This is a genomic window from Hyphomicrobium sp. (assembly GCF_035548195.1).
Lineage (GTDB): Bacteria > Pseudomonadota > Alphaproteobacteria > Rhizobiales > Hyphomicrobiaceae > Hyphomicrobium_B.
Window position 1 is genome coordinate 172,079 of record NZ_DASZTY010000025.1, and the last position, 19,104, is coordinate 191,182.

Annotated in this window: 20 protein-coding genes; all 20 read left to right on the plus strand. The window is 61.0% G+C overall.

Annotated features, from left to right (window positions below):
* Positions 1–217 precede the first annotated feature (217 nt).
* Complete coding sequence (locus tag VHB22_RS10425; protein WP_325456906.1) at positions 218–679, plus strand: YcgN family cysteine cluster protein; 462 nt, start codon at positions 218–220, stop codon at positions 677–679.
* A 16-nt stretch (positions 680–695) separates the two neighbouring features.
* Positions 696–1,106: a hypothetical protein gene (locus VHB22_RS10430; RefSeq protein ID WP_325456907.1), complete on the plus strand. Its 411-nt coding sequence runs from the start codon at positions 696–698 to the stop codon at positions 1,104–1,106.
* Between the two features lie 516 nt (positions 1,107–1,622).
* Complete coding sequence (locus VHB22_RS10435) at positions 1,623–1,907, plus strand: hypothetical protein (RefSeq protein ID WP_325456908.1); 285 nt, start codon at positions 1,623–1,625, stop codon at positions 1,905–1,907.
* On the plus strand, positions 1,825–3,318 hold the full coding sequence (locus VHB22_RS10440) for a DNA-packaging protein (RefSeq protein WP_325456909.1): 1,494 nt from the start codon (positions 1,825–1,827) through the stop codon (positions 3,316–3,318). The genes VHB22_RS10435 and VHB22_RS10440 overlap by 83 nt, the downstream gene beginning before the upstream one ends.
* Positions 3,319–3,651: 333 nt before the next feature.
* Positions 3,652–4,953: a phage portal protein gene (locus VHB22_RS10445; protein WP_325456910.1), complete on the plus strand. Its 1,302-nt coding sequence runs from the start codon at positions 3,652–3,654 to the stop codon at positions 4,951–4,953.
* Positions 4,954–5,012: 59 nt separating this feature from the next.
* Positions 5,013–5,711: an HK97 family phage prohead protease gene (locus VHB22_RS10450; RefSeq protein WP_325456911.1), complete on the plus strand. Its 699-nt coding sequence runs from the start codon at positions 5,013–5,015 to the stop codon at positions 5,709–5,711.
* 199 nt (positions 5,712–5,910) lie between these two features.
* Positions 5,911–7,152, plus strand: coding sequence for a phage major capsid protein (locus tag VHB22_RS10455; protein WP_325456912.1), 1,242 nt, complete (start codon positions 5,911–5,913; stop codon positions 7,150–7,152).
* 206 nt (positions 7,153–7,358) lie between these two features.
* Positions 7,359–7,934 (plus strand): head-tail connector protein, encoded by a 576-nt coding sequence (locus VHB22_RS10460; protein WP_325456913.1) that lies wholly within the window; start codon positions 7,359–7,361, stop codon positions 7,932–7,934.
* Entirely contained in the window at positions 7,931–8,263 is a 333-nt protein-coding gene (locus VHB22_RS10465) for a phage head closure protein (protein ID WP_325456914.1), read from the plus strand. Before VHB22_RS10460 ends, VHB22_RS10465 begins: the two co-directional genes overlap by 4 nt.
* A gap of 184 nt (positions 8,264–8,447) precedes the next feature.
* The gene (locus VHB22_RS10470; RefSeq protein ID WP_325456915.1) at positions 8,448–8,855 is read left to right on the plus strand and encodes a DUF3168 domain-containing protein; all 408 of its coding nucleotides are present in this window, start codon (positions 8,448–8,450) and stop codon (positions 8,853–8,855) included.
* A gap of 340 nt (positions 8,856–9,195) precedes the next feature.
* On the plus strand, positions 9,196–9,612 hold the full coding sequence (locus VHB22_RS10475) for a phage major tail protein, TP901-1 family (protein WP_325456916.1): 417 nt from the start codon (positions 9,196–9,198) through the stop codon (positions 9,610–9,612).
* A gap of 236 nt (positions 9,613–9,848) precedes the next feature.
* Positions 9,849–10,217 (plus strand): gene transfer agent family protein, encoded by a 369-nt coding sequence (locus tag VHB22_RS10480; RefSeq protein WP_325456917.1) that lies wholly within the window; start codon positions 9,849–9,851, stop codon positions 10,215–10,217.
* Complete coding sequence (locus tag VHB22_RS10485; protein WP_325456918.1) at positions 10,217–10,381, plus strand: phage tail assembly chaperone; 165 nt, start codon at positions 10,217–10,219, stop codon at positions 10,379–10,381. The genes VHB22_RS10480 and VHB22_RS10485 overlap by 1 nt, the downstream gene beginning before the upstream one ends.
* Before the next feature lie 13 nt (positions 10,382–10,394).
* Positions 10,395–10,988 carry a phage tail tape measure protein gene (locus VHB22_RS10490; protein ID WP_325456919.1) on the plus strand — a complete coding sequence of 198 codons (594 nt, stop codon included), beginning with the start codon at positions 10,395–10,397 and terminating at the stop codon, positions 10,986–10,988.
* A gap of 167 nt (positions 10,989–11,155) precedes the next feature.
* Positions 11,156–11,794, plus strand: coding sequence for a DUF2460 domain-containing protein (locus VHB22_RS10495; protein WP_325456920.1), 639 nt, complete (start codon positions 11,156–11,158; stop codon positions 11,792–11,794).
* Entirely contained in the window at positions 11,791–12,651 is an 861-nt protein-coding gene (locus tag VHB22_RS10500) for a DUF2163 domain-containing protein (protein ID WP_325456921.1), read from the plus strand. Before VHB22_RS10495 ends, VHB22_RS10500 begins: the two co-directional genes overlap by 4 nt.
* Positions 12,651–13,235 carry an NlpC/P60 family protein gene (locus VHB22_RS10505; protein WP_414652731.1) on the plus strand — a complete coding sequence of 195 codons (585 nt, stop codon included), beginning with the start codon at positions 12,651–12,653 and terminating at the stop codon, positions 13,233–13,235. The genes VHB22_RS10500 and VHB22_RS10505 overlap by 1 nt, the downstream gene beginning before the upstream one ends.
* Positions 13,217–17,164, plus strand: a complete 3,948-nt coding sequence (locus VHB22_RS10510) for a baseplate multidomain protein megatron (RefSeq protein WP_325456922.1) — start codon at positions 13,217–13,219, stop codon at positions 17,162–17,164. The genes VHB22_RS10505 and VHB22_RS10510 overlap by 19 nt, the downstream gene beginning before the upstream one ends.
* A gap of 146 nt (positions 17,165–17,310) precedes the next feature.
* Complete coding sequence (locus VHB22_RS10515; protein ID WP_325456923.1) at positions 17,311–18,630, plus strand: TIGR02594 family protein; 1,320 nt, start codon at positions 17,311–17,313, stop codon at positions 18,628–18,630.
* 73 nt (positions 18,631–18,703) lie between these two features.
* The gene (locus VHB22_RS10520; RefSeq protein WP_325456924.1) at positions 18,704–19,024 is read left to right on the plus strand and encodes a hypothetical protein; all 321 of its coding nucleotides are present in this window, start codon (positions 18,704–18,706) and stop codon (positions 19,022–19,024) included.
* The last annotated feature ends 80 nt before the right edge of the window (positions 19,025–19,104 follow it).

The window sequence follows — 19,104 nt, forward strand, 5'->3', positions numbered from 1 at the left end:
GCTCATGCAAAAGCCGCTCTGACCCAAGCCACACTTGCCACGCGAGGCACGCGGGCTTAATCCCCTTCAAGCACGAAACGGCCGACGCTTTGCAAGCGCCAATTGCGGCGCCTCCAGCCGGATGCACCGCAATTGTGCGACGGCTGGACGTTAGGCGTTCCAAGACGACCAAATTGTGGTCAATTCGGCGCCGCTGGCAAGTGAAGAGCGAGGCGTGATGTTAGACGGTGACAGTGAACCGTTCTGGAAGACGAAAACGCTGGAAGAGCTGACCCCGGAAGAGTGGGAATCGCTCTGTGACGGCTGCGGCCGCTGCTGTCTCGTGAAGCTGGAGGACGAGGACACCGCGCAGGTCTATACCACCCGTCTCGCCTGCAGCATGCTGAACGTGCGGACCTGCCGCTGCCGCGATTATGCGAATCGCTTCAGCAAGATGCCGGATTGCCTTGAGATCGACGTCAAACGCGCCCGCGAACTCTCGTGGCTGCCGCCGACCTGTGGCTATCGTATCGTCGGCGAGGGCCGCGATCTGCCTTGGTGGCATCCGCTCGTTTCCGGATCGTCCGAGACGGTGCATCAGGCAGGCATCTCCGTCAGCTCCTTCGTGATGAGCGAACGCCGTGTGAAGGAGGAAAACTACTGGAAGTACATCATTCCGGATTTAGGTGAGGGCGACTGAGGCGGTTGCTCTGGAAATGGCGTACGCGATCAAGGCTGAAATTCGAGATCACAAGGCCAAGACGCTAACGTTCGCCGCGCAAAAGACGATGTACGGCGGCAAGCTCATCGCGAAAGGCGATACGATCTTTTTGTTCGCAAGTGAGAATGAGGTCGGGCACGGTCTGGTCGCGCGCGGCATCGTTACGTCTGCTGAAGCCGTCGTGCGGAGGCCTGGCGTTGCCCGACAAACGCCCCGAGTGAGCCTCACTATCCGGTGCACCGCGTTGGCAACGCGGCCGTTAGGCAGACGCGAACTGAAATCCATGACGAATTGGAGCAACGCTCAACCGGGAACGGAACTCAACTTCAAGCTCTATCGTCAGGCGACGAACAAGATCGCCGGTATCTCGGATGAAGCCGAGGCGTTTCTAGCGACATTTTTTTGAAAAAATCCGGCAAACTTATCCTCGGTATCCGGTATCGATTTATACTCGGTAAGTTTGGGGTGGTATTTCTGGATATTTATAATATTTTCAATGTGTTATGTCGTTTTTTAGATTGACAGCGCGACGCTTCTCAGGCATCATCTCTATATAACGCGGAAAGTGTGAGACGCCGGTCCGCCGGTCTCATCGCTCGCATCGCTCGCATCGCTCGCATCGCTCGCATCGCTCGCATCGCGTTCTCAATCAAAAAATTGAAAAGGTCGGCAGCGCATGGCAGCGGCATCGAGCGCGCGGCAAACGGTGTCGCGTGCGCGCACAACAACGGCCGTAGCTCGCAAAATGCCGAAAGCAAAATCGAAACCGGCAGCTAAGAAGCAAGCAAGCCCGCGCGCTGCGGCAGGCTCGACGAAGGAGAGTCGCAGCGCACCAACAAAAAACTCGAACGACGCCACAAGTCCGCGCCCGGCGGCCGGCTCGCGGAACGCGAGTCGCCGGGCGCCCACTAAAAAGTCTCTCGTGCAGCGTGTCTACAACACGATCGACGGCGAGCTGACGAAACTCGAAAAGCAGAAGGGGCTGACGTCGCAGGATCGCGAGCGGGCTTCCCGGGCCCTGTCGCAAATGGTCAACGCATTGGAGAAAGCCGTTGAGATGCAACGTGAGATGACGAAGACGAAACGCTCGGGAGGCGACGCCAAGAGCAAGGAGGCGCTCGCCCATGCGGAAGATCTACGCCGCGAAATTGCGGAACGTCTTGAGCGCCTCAATCGCAAGCGGACATCTCCCCGAAGTTCTGCATGAGCTGAGCGCGGCCGAGCTTGAGTTCATCGCTCACGACTGGGAAATCTGGGCCCGCGACGAGCAACTCGCGCCCTTATTGTTTGCATCCGGCGACTCCCCTGCGGGGAGCCGGCCGCCGGGTGCGGACTCGCCCGTGACGACAGCGTTGGGCGCGCTTTGGCGTGTATGGTTGTTGTTAGGCGGCCGGGGTTCCGGCAAGACGCGGGCCGGTGCGGAATGGGTGCGAAGCCTAGCGACTGCCGGTAAAAAAAACGGAGCACTATCCCCGCGCCTTCCGGCCGGTTCGCGGAACGCGAGCCGGAAAGCGCAAACAAAAGGCAGTCGTGGCGCGCAAATAAAGAGTCCGCCAGCGCGCATAGCGCTGGTGGGAAAGACTCTGGCTGACGTTCGCAATGTGATGATCGAAGGCGAGTCGGGATTGCTCGCGATTCATCCCGTGCATGAACGCCCGCTATTCGAGCCGTCGAAGCGCCGTCTGACGTGGCCGAGCGGGGCGATCGCGGAACTGTTCTCGGCGGACGAAGCCGAAGCGTTGCGCGGTCCGCAGTTCACGGCTGCATGGTGTGATGAACTCGCAAAGTGGCGCGGGGCGCAGAAGGCGTGGGATATGCTGCAATTTGCCCTTCGCCTCGGTGACGCGCCGCGCGTTTGCGTGACGACAACGCCGCGCGCGACGAAGCTTTTGAAACAGATCATCGCAGATGAAGCGACCGTGACGGTCAATCTTGCGACTGCCGACAACGCCACGAACCTCGCGCCGTCGTTCCTCGCCGAGATGACGCGGCGCTATGCCGGTTCCGCGCTCGGGCGGCAGGAATTGCTAGGCGAGATCGTCGAAGACGCGAGCGACGGTTTATGGCGGCGGCATTGGATCGAAGAAGCGCGGGTCGAGAACGCGCCCGAGATGCAGCGCATCGTCGTCGCGCTCGATCCGCCCGTCACCGCGACGGCATCTTCGGATGCGTGCGGAATTGTTGTGGCGGGATTGGGCGCCGACAAGCGCGCGTATATTTTGGCTGACCGCACCATTCAGGGGCGTACGCCGGAAATATGGGCGAAGGCGGCGCTGGGCGCATATGATGATTACGAAGCCGACCGAATGGTCGCCGAAGTCAATCAGGGCGGGGATCTGGTAATCTCGGTGCTGCAGCGGTTTTGCGAGAATTTCCCCGTCGTCAAGGTTCGCGCGACGCGGGGAAAATGGGTTCGTGCCGAGCCGGTCGCGGCGCTCTACGCGGAAGGCCGCGTCGCGCACGTCGGACGCTTCGATGCGCTCGAAGATCAGATGTGTGCCTTCGGTTCGGATGGTACGGTGAAAGGGCGCAGTCCCGACCGTGCCGACGCACTCGTCTGGGCGATCACCGATCTGCTTCTGACGAACACGATGAAACCGTCGGTGCGAATGCTCTGATTTAGGGCGCTTGGCGGCACACGTTCTGCGCCGAAGGAAACACCATCACTATCGTCATGGCCGCGCAGGCGGCCATCCACGACCAACCTCATCAAGCGCGAATTCCGCGAGGTGTCGCGCGCGCCGAACAGAGAGGAGCAGCCTTCCTCTCCCGATGAATGCATGGCGAAGGGAACGCAGTCATGCCCGCTCAAACGTCATCCCGGCGCAGGCTGGGATCCAGACAGACCTCGACACGGCATATGCGGATCGTTGACTGGGTGCCGACATTCGTCGGCATGACGACGTTAGGGGCGCACAGCTCGGCCTGATCACACAATAGTAGGACACCCCATGTCGCTGATCGACAGTGTTGCGCGGATGTTTTCGTCGCGTGAAAAATCGAGCGCACGTGAAGAACGAAGTGACATCCCCGTGCCAGGCGGCCGGCTCGCGGAACGCGAGTCGGAGGCGCCGAGCATAAAAGCTACCGCAACGGGTCCGCTCATCGCTTACCAGAATCTCGGTGAGCCCGTGTGGGCGCCGCGCGACTATTCCGCCTTCGCGCGTGAAGGCTTCATGCAAAATGCCATCGTCTATCGCTCCGTACGCATGATAGCGGAGGCCGCCGCCTCTATCCCGTTGTTGCTCTATGAGGGCACGACCGAGATAGAGGATCATCCGCTGATCGGGCTCATCCGGCGCCCGAGCCTCGATCACACCGGTACAGATTTTCTCGAAGCCTGGTACGGCTTCCTGCTTGTTTCGGGCAACGCCTATGCCGAGGCCGTCGCGCTCGATGGCGCGTTGCGCGAACTGCATATCCTGCGGCCCGACCGCATGAAGGTGATACCCGGCGTCGACGGTTGGCCGGAAGGCTATGAATATACCGCCTGCGGACGAAGCGTGCGCTTCATCGACGATGTCGTCGAAGGTGTCCGCCCGATCCTGCACTTGAAGCTCTTTCATCCCGTCAACGATCATTACGGCATGAGCCCGATCGAGGCCGCCGCAACCGCAATCGACATTCACAACACGGCGTCGGGCTGGAACAAAGCACTGCTTGATAATTCTGCGCGTCCGTCGGGCGCGCTCGTCTACGCCGCCTCGAACGGACAGATGACGGACGATCAGTTTACGCGTCTCAAAAGCGAGCTTGAAACGAATTTCCAGGGAGCGCGCCAGGCGGGGCGGCCGCTACTTCTGGAAGGCGGACTTGACTGGAAGCCGTTGTCGCTGACGCCGAAGGACATGGACTTCATCGAGGCGAAGAACGTCGCCGCGCGCGAGATCGCGCTTGCGATCGGCGTGCCGCCGATGCTGCTCGGCATTCCGGGCGACAACACGTATTCGAACTATCAAGAAGCGCAGCGCGCGTTCTGGCGTCAGACGGTCCTTCCGCTGGTGAACAGAACCGCGCGGGCGCTGGCGAGCTGGCTCAGTCCTGCGTTTGCACTTGGCGACTCCGCTGCGCGGAGCCGGCCGCCAAGCGCGTTGGAGTTGCGTCCCGATCTCGACCAGATCGAAGCGCTTGCCTCCGAACGCGATGCGCTCTGGAAACGCCTCGAAAGCGCGTCCTTCCTCACCGACGACGAAAAGCGTGTGGCGGCCGGATATACGAATTTATCTTCCTATCAGCGCCAACCGAACGATTGAATGCCGTGCCTGCACCCGCTTCGCGCAAGGCGTCGCAAGGCATAACGAAAGAGACACAGATGACCGATCCCTTCCTGCTGCCTGCTTCGCTGGTGAAGCGCAGCCGCGCGCTTCCCTTCGAAGCGAAATCGCTCGATGACGGTGTGTTCGAGGGCTACGCGAGCCTCTTCAATCGCGAGGACTTGGGACACGACGTCATCGTGCCGGGCGCATTTCGGGAAAGCCTGAAAAGCAGGGGCACTACGCGTATAAAGATGCTGTTCCAGCACGACCCTGCCGAGCCGATCGGCGTCTGGGACGAGATCCGCGAGGATGCGCGCGGGCTCTACGTCCGTGGTCGGTTGATGACGGCGGTGGCTAAAGCGCGCGAGGTGCTTGCGTTGATGCGCGCCGGAGCGCTCGATGGTTTGTCGATCGGCTTTAAAGCGGTGACGGCGCGTCGCGACGCGGCGACCGGCATTCGCCGTTTGGAGAAAGTCGATCTCTGGGAAATTTCTGTCGTCACCTTTCCGATGCTGCCGGGCGCGCGCGTCGAAAGTGTGAAGACGCGGCCATTCGCGGTCGCTTCTCCGACGATGCGGGAATTCGAGCGCTGGCTCACGCGGGATGCTGGGCTGACGCGAATGGAAGCAAGAGCGGTGCTCCGTTCCGGCTTTCCTGGTCTCAAGGCCCTGCGGGATGCGGGCAGGACTTTTAGCGGAGATGCCGTGCTTGCCTCGCGCTTTCGCGATGCGGCGCGGCTGATAATGCAAGCATAACTCTCTCACCATCGTCATCCCGGCGCAGCCGGGATCCATTCAAAGCTCAACAAAAAATGAAATGCAATCATCGCGGCACGCTCGCCGCGAATGGTCTGCAACGCATTTACTGATGCTTGTCTAGGCCCCGGCCTGCGCCGGGGTGACGGAGGCGGGAAAGTTCTTTCAATCTCGACTTTTTATCAAACTGGAAAATAACATGACCGACATCACCACCCTCGAAACGAAGGGGGCGGGCGGGGATACCGCGCGCGCCTTCGAAGAATTTCTCGAAGCCTTCGAGGCATTCAAGGCAACGAATGATCAGCGCCTCGCGGAGATCGAAAGCCGCGGCGCAACCGACGCGCTCGTCGCCGAAAAGCTGGCGCGCATCGAAGAAACACTCGATTCCGCGAAACGCGTTTCCGACAGCATCGCGCTGAAAGCGGCGCGCCCGCATCTCGCGGACAACACCGCGACGTCCGCATCGCAGCTGGCGCACACGGCGGCCTTCGATGGTTACGTCCGTCGCGGAGATGCGTCGCGTTTGGCCCGCATCGAGGAAAAAGCTCTGTCGGCCGGGTCGAATGCCGATGGAGGCTACCTCGTGCCTGCCGAAACAGAAGCTGCCGTCAACAGCGCGCTGAAAGCGATCTCTCCGATGCGCGCACTCGCAAGCATCCGCCAGGTATCAGGCTCGGTCTATAACCGGCCGTTCGCAACGACGGGCGTCGGTTCGGGCTGGGTTGCGGAAACGGCTTCGCGCACGCAGACGGACACGCCTACACTTGCCAACCTGCAATTTCCGACGATGGAACTCTATGCGATGCCCGCGGCGTCGCAGACGCTGCTTGACGACACGATCGTCAACATCGACGAATGGCTGGCGGAGGAGGTCCGCGTTGCTTTTGCCGAGCAGGAAGGCACCGCATTCGTTAGCGGAGACGGTTCGAACAAACCCAAAGGGTTCCTCGCCTATGACACGGTTGCGAACGCATCGTGGGCTTGGGGCAAAATCGGCTTCGTGACGTCAGGCGCCGATGGCGCGTTTGTATCGACGGCGCCGGGCGACAAGCTGCTCGATCTCATCTACGCCGCGAAGGCGCCGTATCGCGCCAACGGCACCTTCATGATGAGCCGCGCAACGGTCTCTGCGGTACGCAAATTGAAGGACGGCGACGGCAATTACTTGTGGCAGCCGGCGAACGCGCCGGGAGAGTGGCCGTCGCTGATGGGCTATCCGGTCGCCGAAAGCGAAGACATGCCGGATATTGCGTCCAACGCGATGGCGATTGCGTTCGGTGATTTCTCGCGCGGTTATCTAATCGTCGACCGTGCAGGCGTCCGCGTGCTGCGCGATCCTTACAGCGCTAAGCCCTACGTGCTCTTCTATACGACGAAGCGTGTCGGCGGCGGCGTTCAGGACTTCGACGCGATCAAGCTGCTGAAGTTCGCGGAGTAGCGCTTCATACCGTCATCCTTGAACAGCGGAGCCTGCGCGATGCGCTCGCTCGCGCTTGGCCGAGGGTAAACGTTTGCTCGTGTTCCCGCGCAGGTCCCCCTCCCGCCTGCGCGGAATACGTGCGGGACCATCGTGCTGCGATGGTCCCGCATATCGCCGGCGCTCGACAACCGGTGCTCCGGCACAAAAATCAGGAATCCTTTCTCATGCACCTCGTGATGACGAGCCCGCCTGCGGCGGAGCCGGTGACGGTCGCCGATGCTAAGGCGCATATGCGCATCGACGGCGATGCCGAAGATGTCTTGATCGGAAGCCTGCTTCTCACATCGCGGCTTCATATCGAGACAGCGCTGTCGCTCGCGCTCATCACGCAGTCATGGACATTGATGCTCGATTGCTGGCCGGATGCGCGGCAACTCGATCTGCCTCTTGCACCGCTCAGTTCGGTTCGCGAAGTTCGTGTGAAAGATGCGAGCGGCAATGCCACCGTCGTGCCGGAGCAGAACTACCTCGTCGATATCGCATCGCGGCCGCCGCGGCTTGTCTGGAACAATTGTACGCCGCCGTTGCCCGGCGCTCCAGCGAATGGAATTGAAATCGATTTGAGCGCCGGCTTTGGTGATGATGCCGACAGCGTTCCGGCGCCATTGAAGCATGCGATCCTGATGCTGACGGCACATTGGTACGAGCATCGCGATCCTCAGGAGATCGGCGGTGAGGGTGCGCGTATTCCCGACGCTATTGGCGATCTTATCAATCCGTTCCGCACGATTCGCCTATGAAAGCGCCCGTCAAAGCCGGTGACCTGCGTCACCGCATCGTCATCGAAACGCCGGATCGTACGAGCGACGGCGCAGGCGGCTCGACAACAGAATGGCAGACCGTCGCCGAGGTTTGGGCCGCGATCTGGTCTCGCACGGTCAGAGAAGATTTTGTCCTCGACCGCATGGCCGGAACGGCGACGCACGATATCTGGATCCGCTATCGGGCCGACGTGAAGCCCGACATGCGCATCCGGTTTGGAACCCGCGTGTTCGATATCCTCGGCGCCATCGACGTCGAGGATCGTGGGGCTTGGCTCAAATGTCCGGTGGAGGAGCGTGATCTATGAATGTGAATGTGAGTATAGGCGGCATCTCGACGTCGTTGGCACGGGCGCGAGCGCTTGCGCTTGTGCGTAGTGCAATCGCGAAACGCGAGGCGGAACTCGGCGGCGCCGCAACTCGTTCCCCAAATGGGGCGGATGCGAGTGGAAAGGGCGAATTCGGTAATTCACAAGCGACGCGAGGCAAATGATGTCGAGTGCTGGTTTCGCCCTTCAGCAAGCCATATTTAACAAACTCACGCACGATGCTGCGACGTTAGACGCGCTCGGCGGTCCGCGCATTTACGACGACGCGCCAGCGCGAGTCGAATTCCCGTTCGTAACCTTCGGGCAATCGAGCGAGCGCGATTGGTCGACGGGAACGGATGAAGGCTACGAACATCTCGTCACCTTGCACGTCTGGTCGCGCGCACGTGGACGCAAGGAAGCCGAAGCGGTCATCTCTGCGGCGCGCGATGCGCTGCACGATCAGGATCTGACGTTGTCAGGCCATCGGCTCATCAACCTTCGTCATGAATATTCCGAAGCGCGCCGCGACAACGACGGCGAAACCTTCCACGGCATTGCCCGCTTCCGCGCGGTAACGGAAGTGGAATAAACGACGGGGAATCTCGCTTAATCTCGTCATGCTGGCGGGAGGCCGGCACCCGGACAATGAGCCAAAATATGAATGCGGAGGCATGCCTGGATCCCGGCCGTCGCCGGGATGACGGAACGTGGGCGACGTCCATCAAATAATTGTCATCCTTGTCGACGCGAAGCGGAGAGCCAGGAGCCAGGATCGCGATGAGCGATCGTTACACTGAGTCCCGGGTCTCGCCGCGCCTGCGGCTTCCCCGGGATGACAAAAGCGAAGATCGAATCCACCAACCCTGTGTCGGGCGGCCGGCTCGCCGGAGGCGAGTCGCCCGGGCACCAAACAAAAGAGTTCCATTCTCATGTCAGCACAGAAAGGTAAGGACCTTCTCCTGAAGGTCGATACGACGGGCGAGGGTGTTTACATCACGGTCGCCGGGCTTCGTGCGCGCGGCTTATCGATCAGCGCGGAGACGGTCGAGATCACCAACACGGAAAGCGTGGGGCAATGGCGCGAGTTGCTGACCGGCGCCGGTGTGAAATCAGCGCGCATTACCGGCTCGGGCGTGTTCAAGGACGAAACATCAGACGCGACGATCCGCGATTATGCCTTCAACGGCACAATCCGCGATTGGCAGATCATCGTGCCGGATTTCGGTACGATGCAAGGCGCTTTCCAAATTACAGCATTGGAATTCAGCGGCAGACACGACGGCGAAATGACATTCGACATTTCGCTCGAAAGCGCGGGCGAACTGTCGTTTGCGGCAGCGTCGTAATCGTACGGGCAAGCTGCGATCCACTTCTCCCCTCCCCTTGACGGGGAGGGGCGGGGGTGGGGTGAAGTGCTAGGCGCGATGCAGAGAACATGGCTCCGTCGCTGATCCTTTCGCATGAAAGATTGCCTCCGCAAATCACGCTCAGATTGCCACCACCCCTAACCCTCCCCGCGAGGGGGAGGGGAATCCTGGCATCGCGAAGGAAAGCGGAATCCAAACCAGCCAAGGCACCAAAAATGGCCAATAGACATCGCGGCGAGATCGAAGCGTGGCTTGACGGTTCGTCTTATAAACTCGTGCTGACGCTCGGCGCGCTTGCCGAGCTGGAGGATGCCTTCGGAGACAGCGATATGCTGGCGCTGGCGTCGCGTTTCGAGAAGGGCCGCCTCTCGGCGGGCGATTGCATGCGTGTTATTGCGGCGGGTCTACGAGGTGGCGGAAACGCAATCAGCGATGCCGACGTTGCGGCTATGCGGTGTGACGGCGGAGCCGCGGGCTATGTCGATATCGTCGCGCGCCTGCTGACGGCGACTTTCGGCAATGAGACGAACACCGGAGGGGACAGCAAAGGCCAGACGCGCCTCCCTTTCGTTGGGATGCCGTGATGGAGATCGGGCTTGGAGTCCTCGGGCTCGCACCGCTCGTATTCTGGTCGCTGACGCCGCGCGAGCTGCAAGCCGCGTTGCGCGGGAAGTTCGGCGCGATCGGGCGACACGCCGCTCCCGCCCGCGAAGACCTTGACGCGCTGATGCAGCGCTATCCGGATTGAAAGGCTCCACGCCATGCCCTTGACCGACGAGCAGCAATTCGAGACGTGGAACGTCAAGATCACCGCCGATACCAGCGATCTCGAAACCAGCCTCGCCACGACGAGCCGCTTGGGAACGCAATTCTCGAACAAGCTCGTCTCGGCCTTCGACGATCTGGCGATCAAAGGCAAGAGCGTCGGCGACGTTTTCAAATCTCTCGCGCTCAACATTTCGAACCTGGCATTGAAAGCCACATTGCAGCCGCTGACGACCGGCCTTGCTTCGGTCTTTCAGGGGTTGGTCAGCGGCGCGATACCGTTCGCGAGAGGCGGCGTCATCCAACAAGGAACGCCGGTACCATTCGCTAGCGGTGGCGTGATTGCGAGCCCGATTTCATTTCCGCTTGCCGGTGGCGCGACGGGGCTTGCGGGCGAACGCGGCCCCGAAGCGATCATGCCGTTGACGCGCGGTTCCGATGGACGCTTGGGCGTCGCGGCTGCCGGCGGAAGCGGTCAGCATATCACGATCAATATCTCGACGCCCGATGCCGCGAGCTTCAATCGCTCGCAAACGCAAATCGCAGCGATGATCGCTCGCGCTGCCGCCGCCGGTCAGCGCAACCTGTAGACGCTTCTTTGCCTCTGGTCGTTCCAGTTCATGGCCGCTCTCGGAGCCGGCCATCCAGCGCCACACACTAAAACCGAGCAAGTAATTCTGGATGGCGGGGTCAAAACTCGGCCATGGAGCGCCAGGACAGACGGCGTTCAACGCGATGGAAATTTGAGCAGAACATCATGTCCTTTCACGACGTCCGATTTCCGACGGCGATTTCGCGCAACGCGCAGGGCGGCCCCGAGCGGCGAACCGATGTCGTGGTCCTTGGTTCCGGATATGAGGAACGTAACAGCCGCTGGGCCGACAGCCGCAGAAGTTATAATGCAGGTTACGGCGTCAAATCGCTCGACGATCTGCATCAGATCATCGCCTTTTTTGAAGAAAGGCGCGGACGTCTTCATGCTTTCCGCTGGCGCGATCCGATGGATTGGAAATCGTGTGCGCCGAATGGGTCGCCATCCGCGCTCGATCAAACGATCGGCACGGGTGACGGCGCGACGGCAGCGTTTCAACTGACGAAAACCTACGGCAGCGCATTTGCACCGTGGACGCGCGAGATCAAGAAGCCCGTCGCGGACACAGTGAAAATTGCGGTCGCCGGCCTCGATCTCGTTGCGGCCACCGATTTCGCCGTCGATCCCTCGACTGGCGTTGTGACGTTTCTCGAAGGGCACATTCCCGCCGCCGGGCAAAGCATCTCGGCGGGTTTCGAATTCGACGTTCCAGTGCGCTTCGATACCGATAAGCTTGAGATCAGCTTGTCGGGTTTCACATCGGGCGCCATTCCAAACATCCCGATCGTCGAGGTGCGGCTATGAAAACGCTGTCGCCTGAGTTCGCCGCGCATCTCGCATCAGGCGCGACGACGCTTTGCTGGTGCTGGCGCGTTGCGCGCCGCGACGGCGTCATCATGGGGTTTACCGATCACGATAGGGCGGTGACGTTCGCAGGAACGACATACGAAGCGGCGAGTGGGTTTGCCGCCAGCGACATCAAAGACAGTCTCGGGCTTGCCGTCGACAATCTTGAAGTCAACGGTGCGCTGTCGTCCGCGACGTTGACCGATGACGATCTTGCGGCGGGACGTTTCGATGATGCGCGCATCGAGATCTATCGCGTCAATTGGGACGATCCGAGTCAGCGTGTGCTTATGCGTGCGGGCAGCATCGGGGAAGTCCGCCGCAGCGGCGCGAGCTTTACCGCCGAGCTTCGTGGTCTTGCGCATTATTTGCAGCAGCAGCGCGGGCGCTTGCTGCAACTGACATGCGACGCCGATCTCGGCGACGCGCGCTGCACGATCGATCTATCGTCCCCGGCGTTTCGCGGAACGGGAACTATCATCTCGGCATCGTCTGCTCGCCGCTTCACGGTGTCTGGCCTCGATACATTTGAGAACGGATTTTTCTCGCGCGGGCTCTTCGTATTCACGTCTGGCGCCTCCGCGGGACTGAAAATCGAAGTCAAATCGCACTTAAAACTCGCGACCGCCGTCACGATAGAATTGTGGGCCGCAGCAGAAGGACCGCCATCGGTCGGCGATACGTTCGCCGTCACGGCGGGATGCGATAAGCGCGTCGAAACGTGCAAAGCGCGGTTTTCGAACGTCGTCAATTTTCGTGGTTTTCCGACGATACCGGGTAATCAATTCCTGACACAGGTCGGACGCAAGAGCTGATGATGCAGACTCCACTGACACGTGACGCCATTGTCGCTGCGGCGCGAGCCTGGATCGGCACGCCTTATCATCACCAGGCGAGCCGTCGGGGTATTGGTACCGACTGTCTCGGGCTGGTGCGCGGCGTCTGGTGCGATCTCTACGGATCGGACGCAGAGGCGCCGCCGCCCTACAGTCGCGACTGGGCCGAGGTTAGCGGTTGCGAGACGATACTCGACGCCGCCGCGCGGCATTTCAAAGTTATCGAAGCCTTGGCCATTGCAGCGGGGGATGTTGTCGTTTTTCGTTTGCGTCCGGGCGCGGTTGCAAAGCACGCGGCCATCGTGGCGAGCGACAGCACGATGATCCACGCGATGGAGGGCGTGCCGGTATCCGAAGTTCCGCTCTCGCACTGGTGGCGCCGCCGCATCGCAGCGGCCTTCCGGTTTCCCGGCGTCATCGTAGAGGTTGGTTCATGTATTCCCCTCCCCCTTGCGGGGAGGGGAGAAGGGGAAGCCCTACCTCCGATCCCCATTCTCAAGTCCCGATTCGCTATCCCCAATCCCCTAATCCCTAAAGGAAACGCATGGCGACGCTTGCATTAGCGGCGGTCGGAGCTGCGGTCGGCACGAGTGTGCTACCCGCAGGCGTCAGCTTTCTTGGCGTGGCGCTCTCCGGCGCGACGATCGGATCGGAAGTCGGCGCGCTCGCGGGCGCTTACGTCGATGCGGCGCTGTTCGGTCCGTCGGGACAGAGCCGCGCTGTCGAAGGTCCGCGCCTCAGCGATCTGCGCGTCACGGCTTCGACGGAAGGCGCGCCGCTGCCGCGCATCTACGGACGCGCGCGCGTCGGTGGACAAATCATCTGGGCGACGGATCTCGAAGAAGAAATTATTACGACGACCGAATCTAGCGGAAGCGGGAAGGGTGGCTCGGGCGGCGACACGACGCTGACGCAGTATCGCTACTATGCCAACTTCGCCGTTGCATTGGGCGAGGGCGTCGTAACGCGTATCGGCCGCATCTGGGCGGATGAGCAGGAACTCGATCTCGCCCGTACGCAATTTCGTCTGCACACCGGCGCCGAAACGCAAGCCGCCGACAGTTTGATCGTTGCGCATGACGGCGCCGACAATGCACCGGCTTATCGCGGCGTCGCCTATATCGTTTTCGAAAGGTTTCCGCTCGCCGACTACGGCAATCGTGTGCCGCAGCTGTCGTTCGAAGTCTTCCGCAGCATTTCGAGTGCGGACAACGACGTGCGCGGCGTCGTTATGATTCCAGGTTCGGGCGAATTCGTCTATGCGACGGAGCCTGTGCATCAGACGTTCGACGACGGAGTTTCGCAGTCGGAGAATGTGCATCAGTTGATCGGCGCGACGGACTGGCAAGTTGCGATCGATCAACTCGAAGCTTCGTTGCCGAATGCCAAATCCGTCTCGCTGATCGTCAGCTGGTTCGGGACGGATCTGCGCGCCAATGTTTGCAAATTGCAGCCCGGCGTTGAAACGCGGCACAAATCGACGGCGCCGCTGCAATGGTCGGTCGCCGGGCTTGGTCGCGACGACGCGCACTTGATCAGTACACGCGACGGCAACGCCGCCTATGGCGGTACGCCGTCCGATCAAACGGTTGTTTCATCGATCCGCGATTTGAAGGCGCGCGGGATGAAAGTCACGCTGACGCCGTTCATCCTGATGGACGTGGCGGAAGGCAACTCGCTTCCCAATCCTTATGGCGGGACGGGACAGCCAGCGTATCCCTGGCGCGGCCGCATCACGTGCCATCCGGCAGCGGGACAATCGGGATCGCCTGATAAAACGGCAACCGCTGCAAGTCAGATCGCGGTTTTCGTTGGTGAGGCTGCGCGGACCGACTTTTCGCTTTTGGGCGATACGGTCCATTATTCGGGCCCCGCCGAATGGTCCTATCGGCGCATGGTTTTGCACCATGCCTATCTTGCGAAAGCGGCAGGCGGCGTTGAAGCCTTCGTGATCGGCACCGAATTGCGCGGGTTGACGCAAGTGCGTTCGAGCGCGAGTGCCTATCCGTTCGTCATCGCGTTAATCGCACTTGCCGCGGATGTGAAAGCTATTCTCGGTGCATCGACCAAAGTTCTCTACGCCGCGGATTGGTCGGAGTATTTCGGTCATCAGCCTGCTGACGGATCCGGCGACGTTTATTTTCATCTCGATCCGCTGTGGTCGTCGGCGAATATCGATGCCATCGGTCTCGACGTCTATTGGCCGCTCGCCGATTGGCGCGACGGGCGCGATCACCTCGATGCCGTTGCGGGCGCGACATCGATCTATGATGCCGCGTATCTGAAATCGAATGTGCAGGGCGGGGAGGGCTACGATTGGTATTATGCCTCTGCCGCCGATCGCGACGCGCAAACGCGCACGCCCATCACCGATGGCGCAGGCAAGCCGTGGGTATTTCGCTATAAAGATATTCTCTCCTGGTGGAGCAAGCGGCACTACAACCGACCGGACGGCGTGGAAAGCGAAACGGCTACCGCATGGGTGCCGCAGTCGAAGCCGTTCTGGTTCATGGAGATCGGCTGCCCGGCGGTGGACAAAGGCGCCAATCAGCCGAACGTCTTCGTCGATCCGAAAAGCTCGGAATCGATGTTGCCGTATTATTCGCGCGGCATCCGCGACGACTTCATGCAGGCGCGCTTCCTGCAAGTTCTGCGCGACGCTTTCGACTGGACGAAGGATGGTTATGTCGAAGGCCTCAATCCTGTCTCGACGGTCACCGGCGCGCGCATGGTCGATCTTAGCCACGTTCATGTCTATTGCTGGGACGCACGCCCATATCCGGCTTTTCCCGTCGCGACGACGTATTGGAGCGATGGTGAGAATTGGCCGCTCGGTCATTGGATCAACGGCCGCCTCGGCGGCGCTGCGCTGAATGAACTTGTCGGGCAAATTCTAAAGGACCAGAGTTTCTCGGAATTCGACGCATCAGGCCTCACGGGAACCGTGCCCGGCTATGTCATCGACGATACGATGTCGGCGCGAGACGCGTTACAGCCGCTCGAACTCGCGTATTTCTTCGACAGCATCGAGAGCAGCGGCAAGATCGTTTTCCGCCATCGCGGCCGCGCGGCGGCGCAGGCGGTACTGACCGAAGACGATTTGGTTGAAGAGCAGGCCGGCGATCCGCTCTACGAATTGACGCGAGCGCAAGAGACTGATCTGCCCGCGTCAGCGAAAGTCCGTTATATATCGAGTGGCGACGACTATCCGCAGGCGGTCGCTGAAGCGCGCCGTCTAACCGGCGCCAGTGGGCGCGTCGCCGAAGCCAACCTGCCGATCGTTCTCGATGACGGACTCGCAGGTTCGCTGACTGAAAGCTGGCTCTATGAGGCTTGGGCAACGCGCGAGTCGGCAACATTCAAGCTGCCGCCCTCTGCGCTTGCGGCGGAGCCTGGAGATATTGTTTCGGTCGATATCGCGGGGCGCAGCCGTCAACTACGATTGACCGATGTGACCGAACGCGGTGTGCGCGAGATCACGGCGCTCAGCATCGATCCGGACGTCTACGACAGGGTCGATGCACCCGCGCGGCCGTCGGTGCAGCCCGCACCCGTGCAAGTGGGATCGCCCGCTGTCGCGTTGATGGATCTGCCACAATGGAATCCCTCGGCCGATGCGCAGTCGGGCTACGTCGCGGCTATGCAGAAGCCGTGGCCCGGCAGCGTCGCGCTCTATATGTCGCCGCAGACGACGGGCTATCAATTGCGCGCGCTTGCCGGAGCACCCGCAACGCTTGGGACCACACTCGATCCGTTTCCGGCTGGGCCTGAGGGCGTCATAGACAATCGCGCGCGCGTACGCGTACGTCTGCCATACGGCACGCTCGCATCGGCCGATCTCGTGACGATGTTGGGAGGTCCGAATCTTGCCACCGTACGAAACGGCGACGGCGATTGGGAAATCATCCAATTCCTCAACGCCACGCTTGTCGATGTGCAGACCTACGAATTGAGCGGTCTGCTGCGCGGTCAATTCGGTACCGAAGGTGCAATGAGAAGCGCGCTTGGTGCAGGCGCGCAATTCGTTCTGCTCGACGGCTCCGTGACGCGCGTGCCGCTTCAGCAGAGCGAATTGAAGCTTCTGTTCAACTGGCGCTACGGTCCCGGCAACCGCGACATCGGCGATGCATCCTATGTGACGACCCCGTTCGCCTATCAGGGCCTCGGTCTGAGGCCGTTGTCGCCTGTGCATGTAAGAGGCGTGCGCGCATCCGGCGATCTCACCATTTCGTGGATCAGGCGAACACGGACAGGCGGCGACAACTGGGAGATTCCCGAGGTTCCAATTGGCGAGGACGCCGAGACGTATGAGATCGACATCCTCGATAGCGGCGACGTGAAACGTACGCTGACCGCCACGTCCCCGAGCGCGATTTATTCCAGCGCCGATCAGATCACCGACTTCGGCAGCATCCAATCCGCCGTTTCGGTGAAAGTCTATCAGACCAACACACTGTTCGGCCGCGGCGCCCCCCGCGCCGCCGTCGTTTGAAACTGCTCGCGCTCACCCACCCCAAATCCCTCCCGGTCGAGGAAGGGGAGGGGAGAAGTAGCTCCGGTTCTTCGCTGCGCTTCGGGCGGAATGACAATTCGTCCAAAAAACGCACCGCGATCTTCATCTGATAATCAGAGGAAAACATGGATCAACCACCATGGCTCGCGGCGGCGTGGGCCGAGTTTGGCGTGCGCGAAATTCCGGGCAAGGACGACGCGCCTGAGATTCTACGCTATTTCCGCGAAGCCGGTGACACGAACGCGGAAACCGAGGCGACGCCGTGGTGCGCGGCATTTCTCGGTTCCATGCTGAAGCGAGGCGGATACGCAGGGACAGGATCGCTGCTCGCGCGCTCGTATCTCGACTGGGGCGAGGCACTCGACACGCCGCGCATCGGTGCGATTGCGGTCTTGTCTCGCGGCGACGATCCAAATGCCGGACACGTTGGATTCCTTCTCAGCGAAGTGGGCGACAAACTCTATTTGCTCGGCGGTAATCAGAGCGATGCCGTGACGGTCGCCTGTTTCGACAAAGTGCGGCTGCTCGGTCTGCGCTGGCCGCACGACATTTCCGACGCGGCAAGCGCGGGCGACGATTTAATTTTCTTGAAAGCGCTTGCGCACGTTCTCGAAATGGAGGGCGGCTTCTCTGACGATCCGTATGACCCGGGCGGCCCGACAAATCGCGGGATCACCCTCGAAACCTATGCGAATTTCAAAAAACAACCGGTCGATGATGCCTCTCGTGCCCGCCTCATCTCAGAGCTGAAGCATATTCCTGACGACATCGTCAAAACGATCTATCGGCAGCGCTATTTCATTCCATCCGCGTCCACGGTTTTCACCGCGCCGCTGGCGCTGATGCACTTCGATGCCGCCGTCAATCACGGCGTCGGCGCCGCCGTCCGCATGCTGCAGAGCATCGTTGGCGTGACGATCGATGGCGAGATTGGCCCTGAGACTCTTGCGGCCGTCGGCGCGCGCGGGTTGTCCGATCTGCTCGACGATTACGCCGAGATGCGCCGCACGAGGTATCGCGCCCTTCCGCATTTCTGGCGCTTCGGCCGCGGCTGGCTGAAGCGCGTCGATGCAACTTTGGTCACGGCGCGAACGTGGGCCGCTAGCGATCAAACAACCCGCGGGCTGCTGGAGCCCCGGCAAATTGCAAAAGGAGAAAGCAAGATGAGTGATGCAACCGACGCCCCAACTCAGACGACCGATGACGACAGCAAATGGTGGGCGCATTCCAAGACGCTGTGGGGGACACTGATCACGGCGGCCGCGACCGTCATTCCAGCCGTTGGCCCGGCTCTGGGTATCGTTCTTCCGGCGGACATTATCCAGACCTTCGGCGATCAGGCGCTCACCGCGGTTCAGGCGATGGCGGGGCTCTTCGGGACGATATTGGCGATCTACGGTCGGCTAAAGGCGGATACGCCTCTCAGCTTGCTGCGAAAAAGTTAATTCGCTTGGTGCCTAGGCAGATGGTCTGCCTTGCGGCTAGCGATATTCATGAGCCGTTCAACGAGATACCGCTATGGGCGGCAAGCCTCTGGAAGACGTGGAAATGTCCGGATTGACCAGCGCCCTTGCGATATCCGTGGCGGCGGCAGTGCTGCTGCCCGGTCACGTATGCGCCGAAGACTGTCTGTCGGACTGGGGCATGGCCGGGCAGATTGTGCGCCGCGAGAATCTCATAACCGTCGAGGAAGTCTCCAAATCCTTGGAAGCCGACGGGATCGGCCAGCTGGTCAAGACGACGCTGTGCCGTTCGGACGACGGCTATTTTTACCGTCTTGTGATCCGTAGTCCGACGGGACAGCTCAAGACGACCGTTATGACGGCAAAGGTCCGGTGATCGGTTCCAGCTGCTGGGTGGAGATTTCTCTCCGATACCCCTACAACGTGCGGAATCGGGCACAAGGGAGGTGGATTGGC

Coding starts and splice junctions, on each gene's coding strand:
- VHB22_RS10425 (WP_325456906.1), top strand. CDS start 218: ATGTTAGACGGTGACAGTGAACCGTTCTGGAAGACGAAAACGCTGGAA.
- VHB22_RS10430 (WP_325456907.1), top strand. CDS start 696: ATGGCGTACGCGATCAAGGCTGAAATTCGAGATCACAAGGCCAAGACG.
- VHB22_RS10440 (WP_325456909.1), top strand. CDS start 1,825: ATGCGGAAGATCTACGCCGCGAAATTGCGGAACGTCTTGAGCGCCTCA.
- VHB22_RS10445 (WP_325456910.1), top strand. CDS start 3,652: ATGTCGCTGATCGACAGTGTTGCGCGGATGTTTTCGTCGCGTGAAAAA.
- VHB22_RS10450 (WP_325456911.1), top strand. CDS start 5,013: ATGACCGATCCCTTCCTGCTGCCTGCTTCGCTGGTGAAGCGCAGCCGC.
- VHB22_RS10455 (WP_325456912.1), top strand. CDS start 5,911: ATGACCGACATCACCACCCTCGAAACGAAGGGGGCGGGCGGGGATACC.
- VHB22_RS10460 (WP_325456913.1), top strand. CDS start 7,359: ATGCACCTCGTGATGACGAGCCCGCCTGCGGCGGAGCCGGTGACGGTC.
- VHB22_RS10465 (WP_325456914.1), top strand. CDS start 7,931: ATGAAAGCGCCCGTCAAAGCCGGTGACCTGCGTCACCGCATCGTCATC.
- VHB22_RS10470 (WP_325456915.1), top strand. CDS start 8,448: ATGTCGAGTGCTGGTTTCGCCCTTCAGCAAGCCATATTTAACAAACTC.
- VHB22_RS10475 (WP_325456916.1), top strand. CDS start 9,196: ATGTCAGCACAGAAAGGTAAGGACCTTCTCCTGAAGGTCGATACGACG.
- VHB22_RS10480 (WP_325456917.1), top strand. CDS start 9,849: ATGGCCAATAGACATCGCGGCGAGATCGAAGCGTGGCTTGACGGTTCG.
- VHB22_RS10485 (WP_325456918.1), top strand. CDS start 10,217: ATGGAGATCGGGCTTGGAGTCCTCGGGCTCGCACCGCTCGTATTCTGG.
- VHB22_RS10490 (WP_325456919.1), top strand. CDS start 10,395: ATGCCCTTGACCGACGAGCAGCAATTCGAGACGTGGAACGTCAAGATC.
- VHB22_RS10495 (WP_325456920.1), top strand. CDS start 11,156: ATGTCCTTTCACGACGTCCGATTTCCGACGGCGATTTCGCGCAACGCG.
- VHB22_RS10500 (WP_325456921.1), top strand. CDS start 11,791: ATGAAAACGCTGTCGCCTGAGTTCGCCGCGCATCTCGCATCAGGCGCG.
- VHB22_RS10505 (WP_414652731.1), top strand. CDS start 12,651: ATGATGCAGACTCCACTGACACGTGACGCCATTGTCGCTGCGGCGCGA.
- VHB22_RS10510 (WP_325456922.1), top strand. CDS start 13,217: ATGGCGACGCTTGCATTAGCGGCGGTCGGAGCTGCGGTCGGCACGAGT.
- VHB22_RS10515 (WP_325456923.1), top strand. CDS start 17,311: ATGGATCAACCACCATGGCTCGCGGCGGCGTGGGCCGAGTTTGGCGTG.
- VHB22_RS10520 (WP_325456924.1), top strand. CDS start 18,704: ATGGGCGGCAAGCCTCTGGAAGACGTGGAAATGTCCGGATTGACCAGC.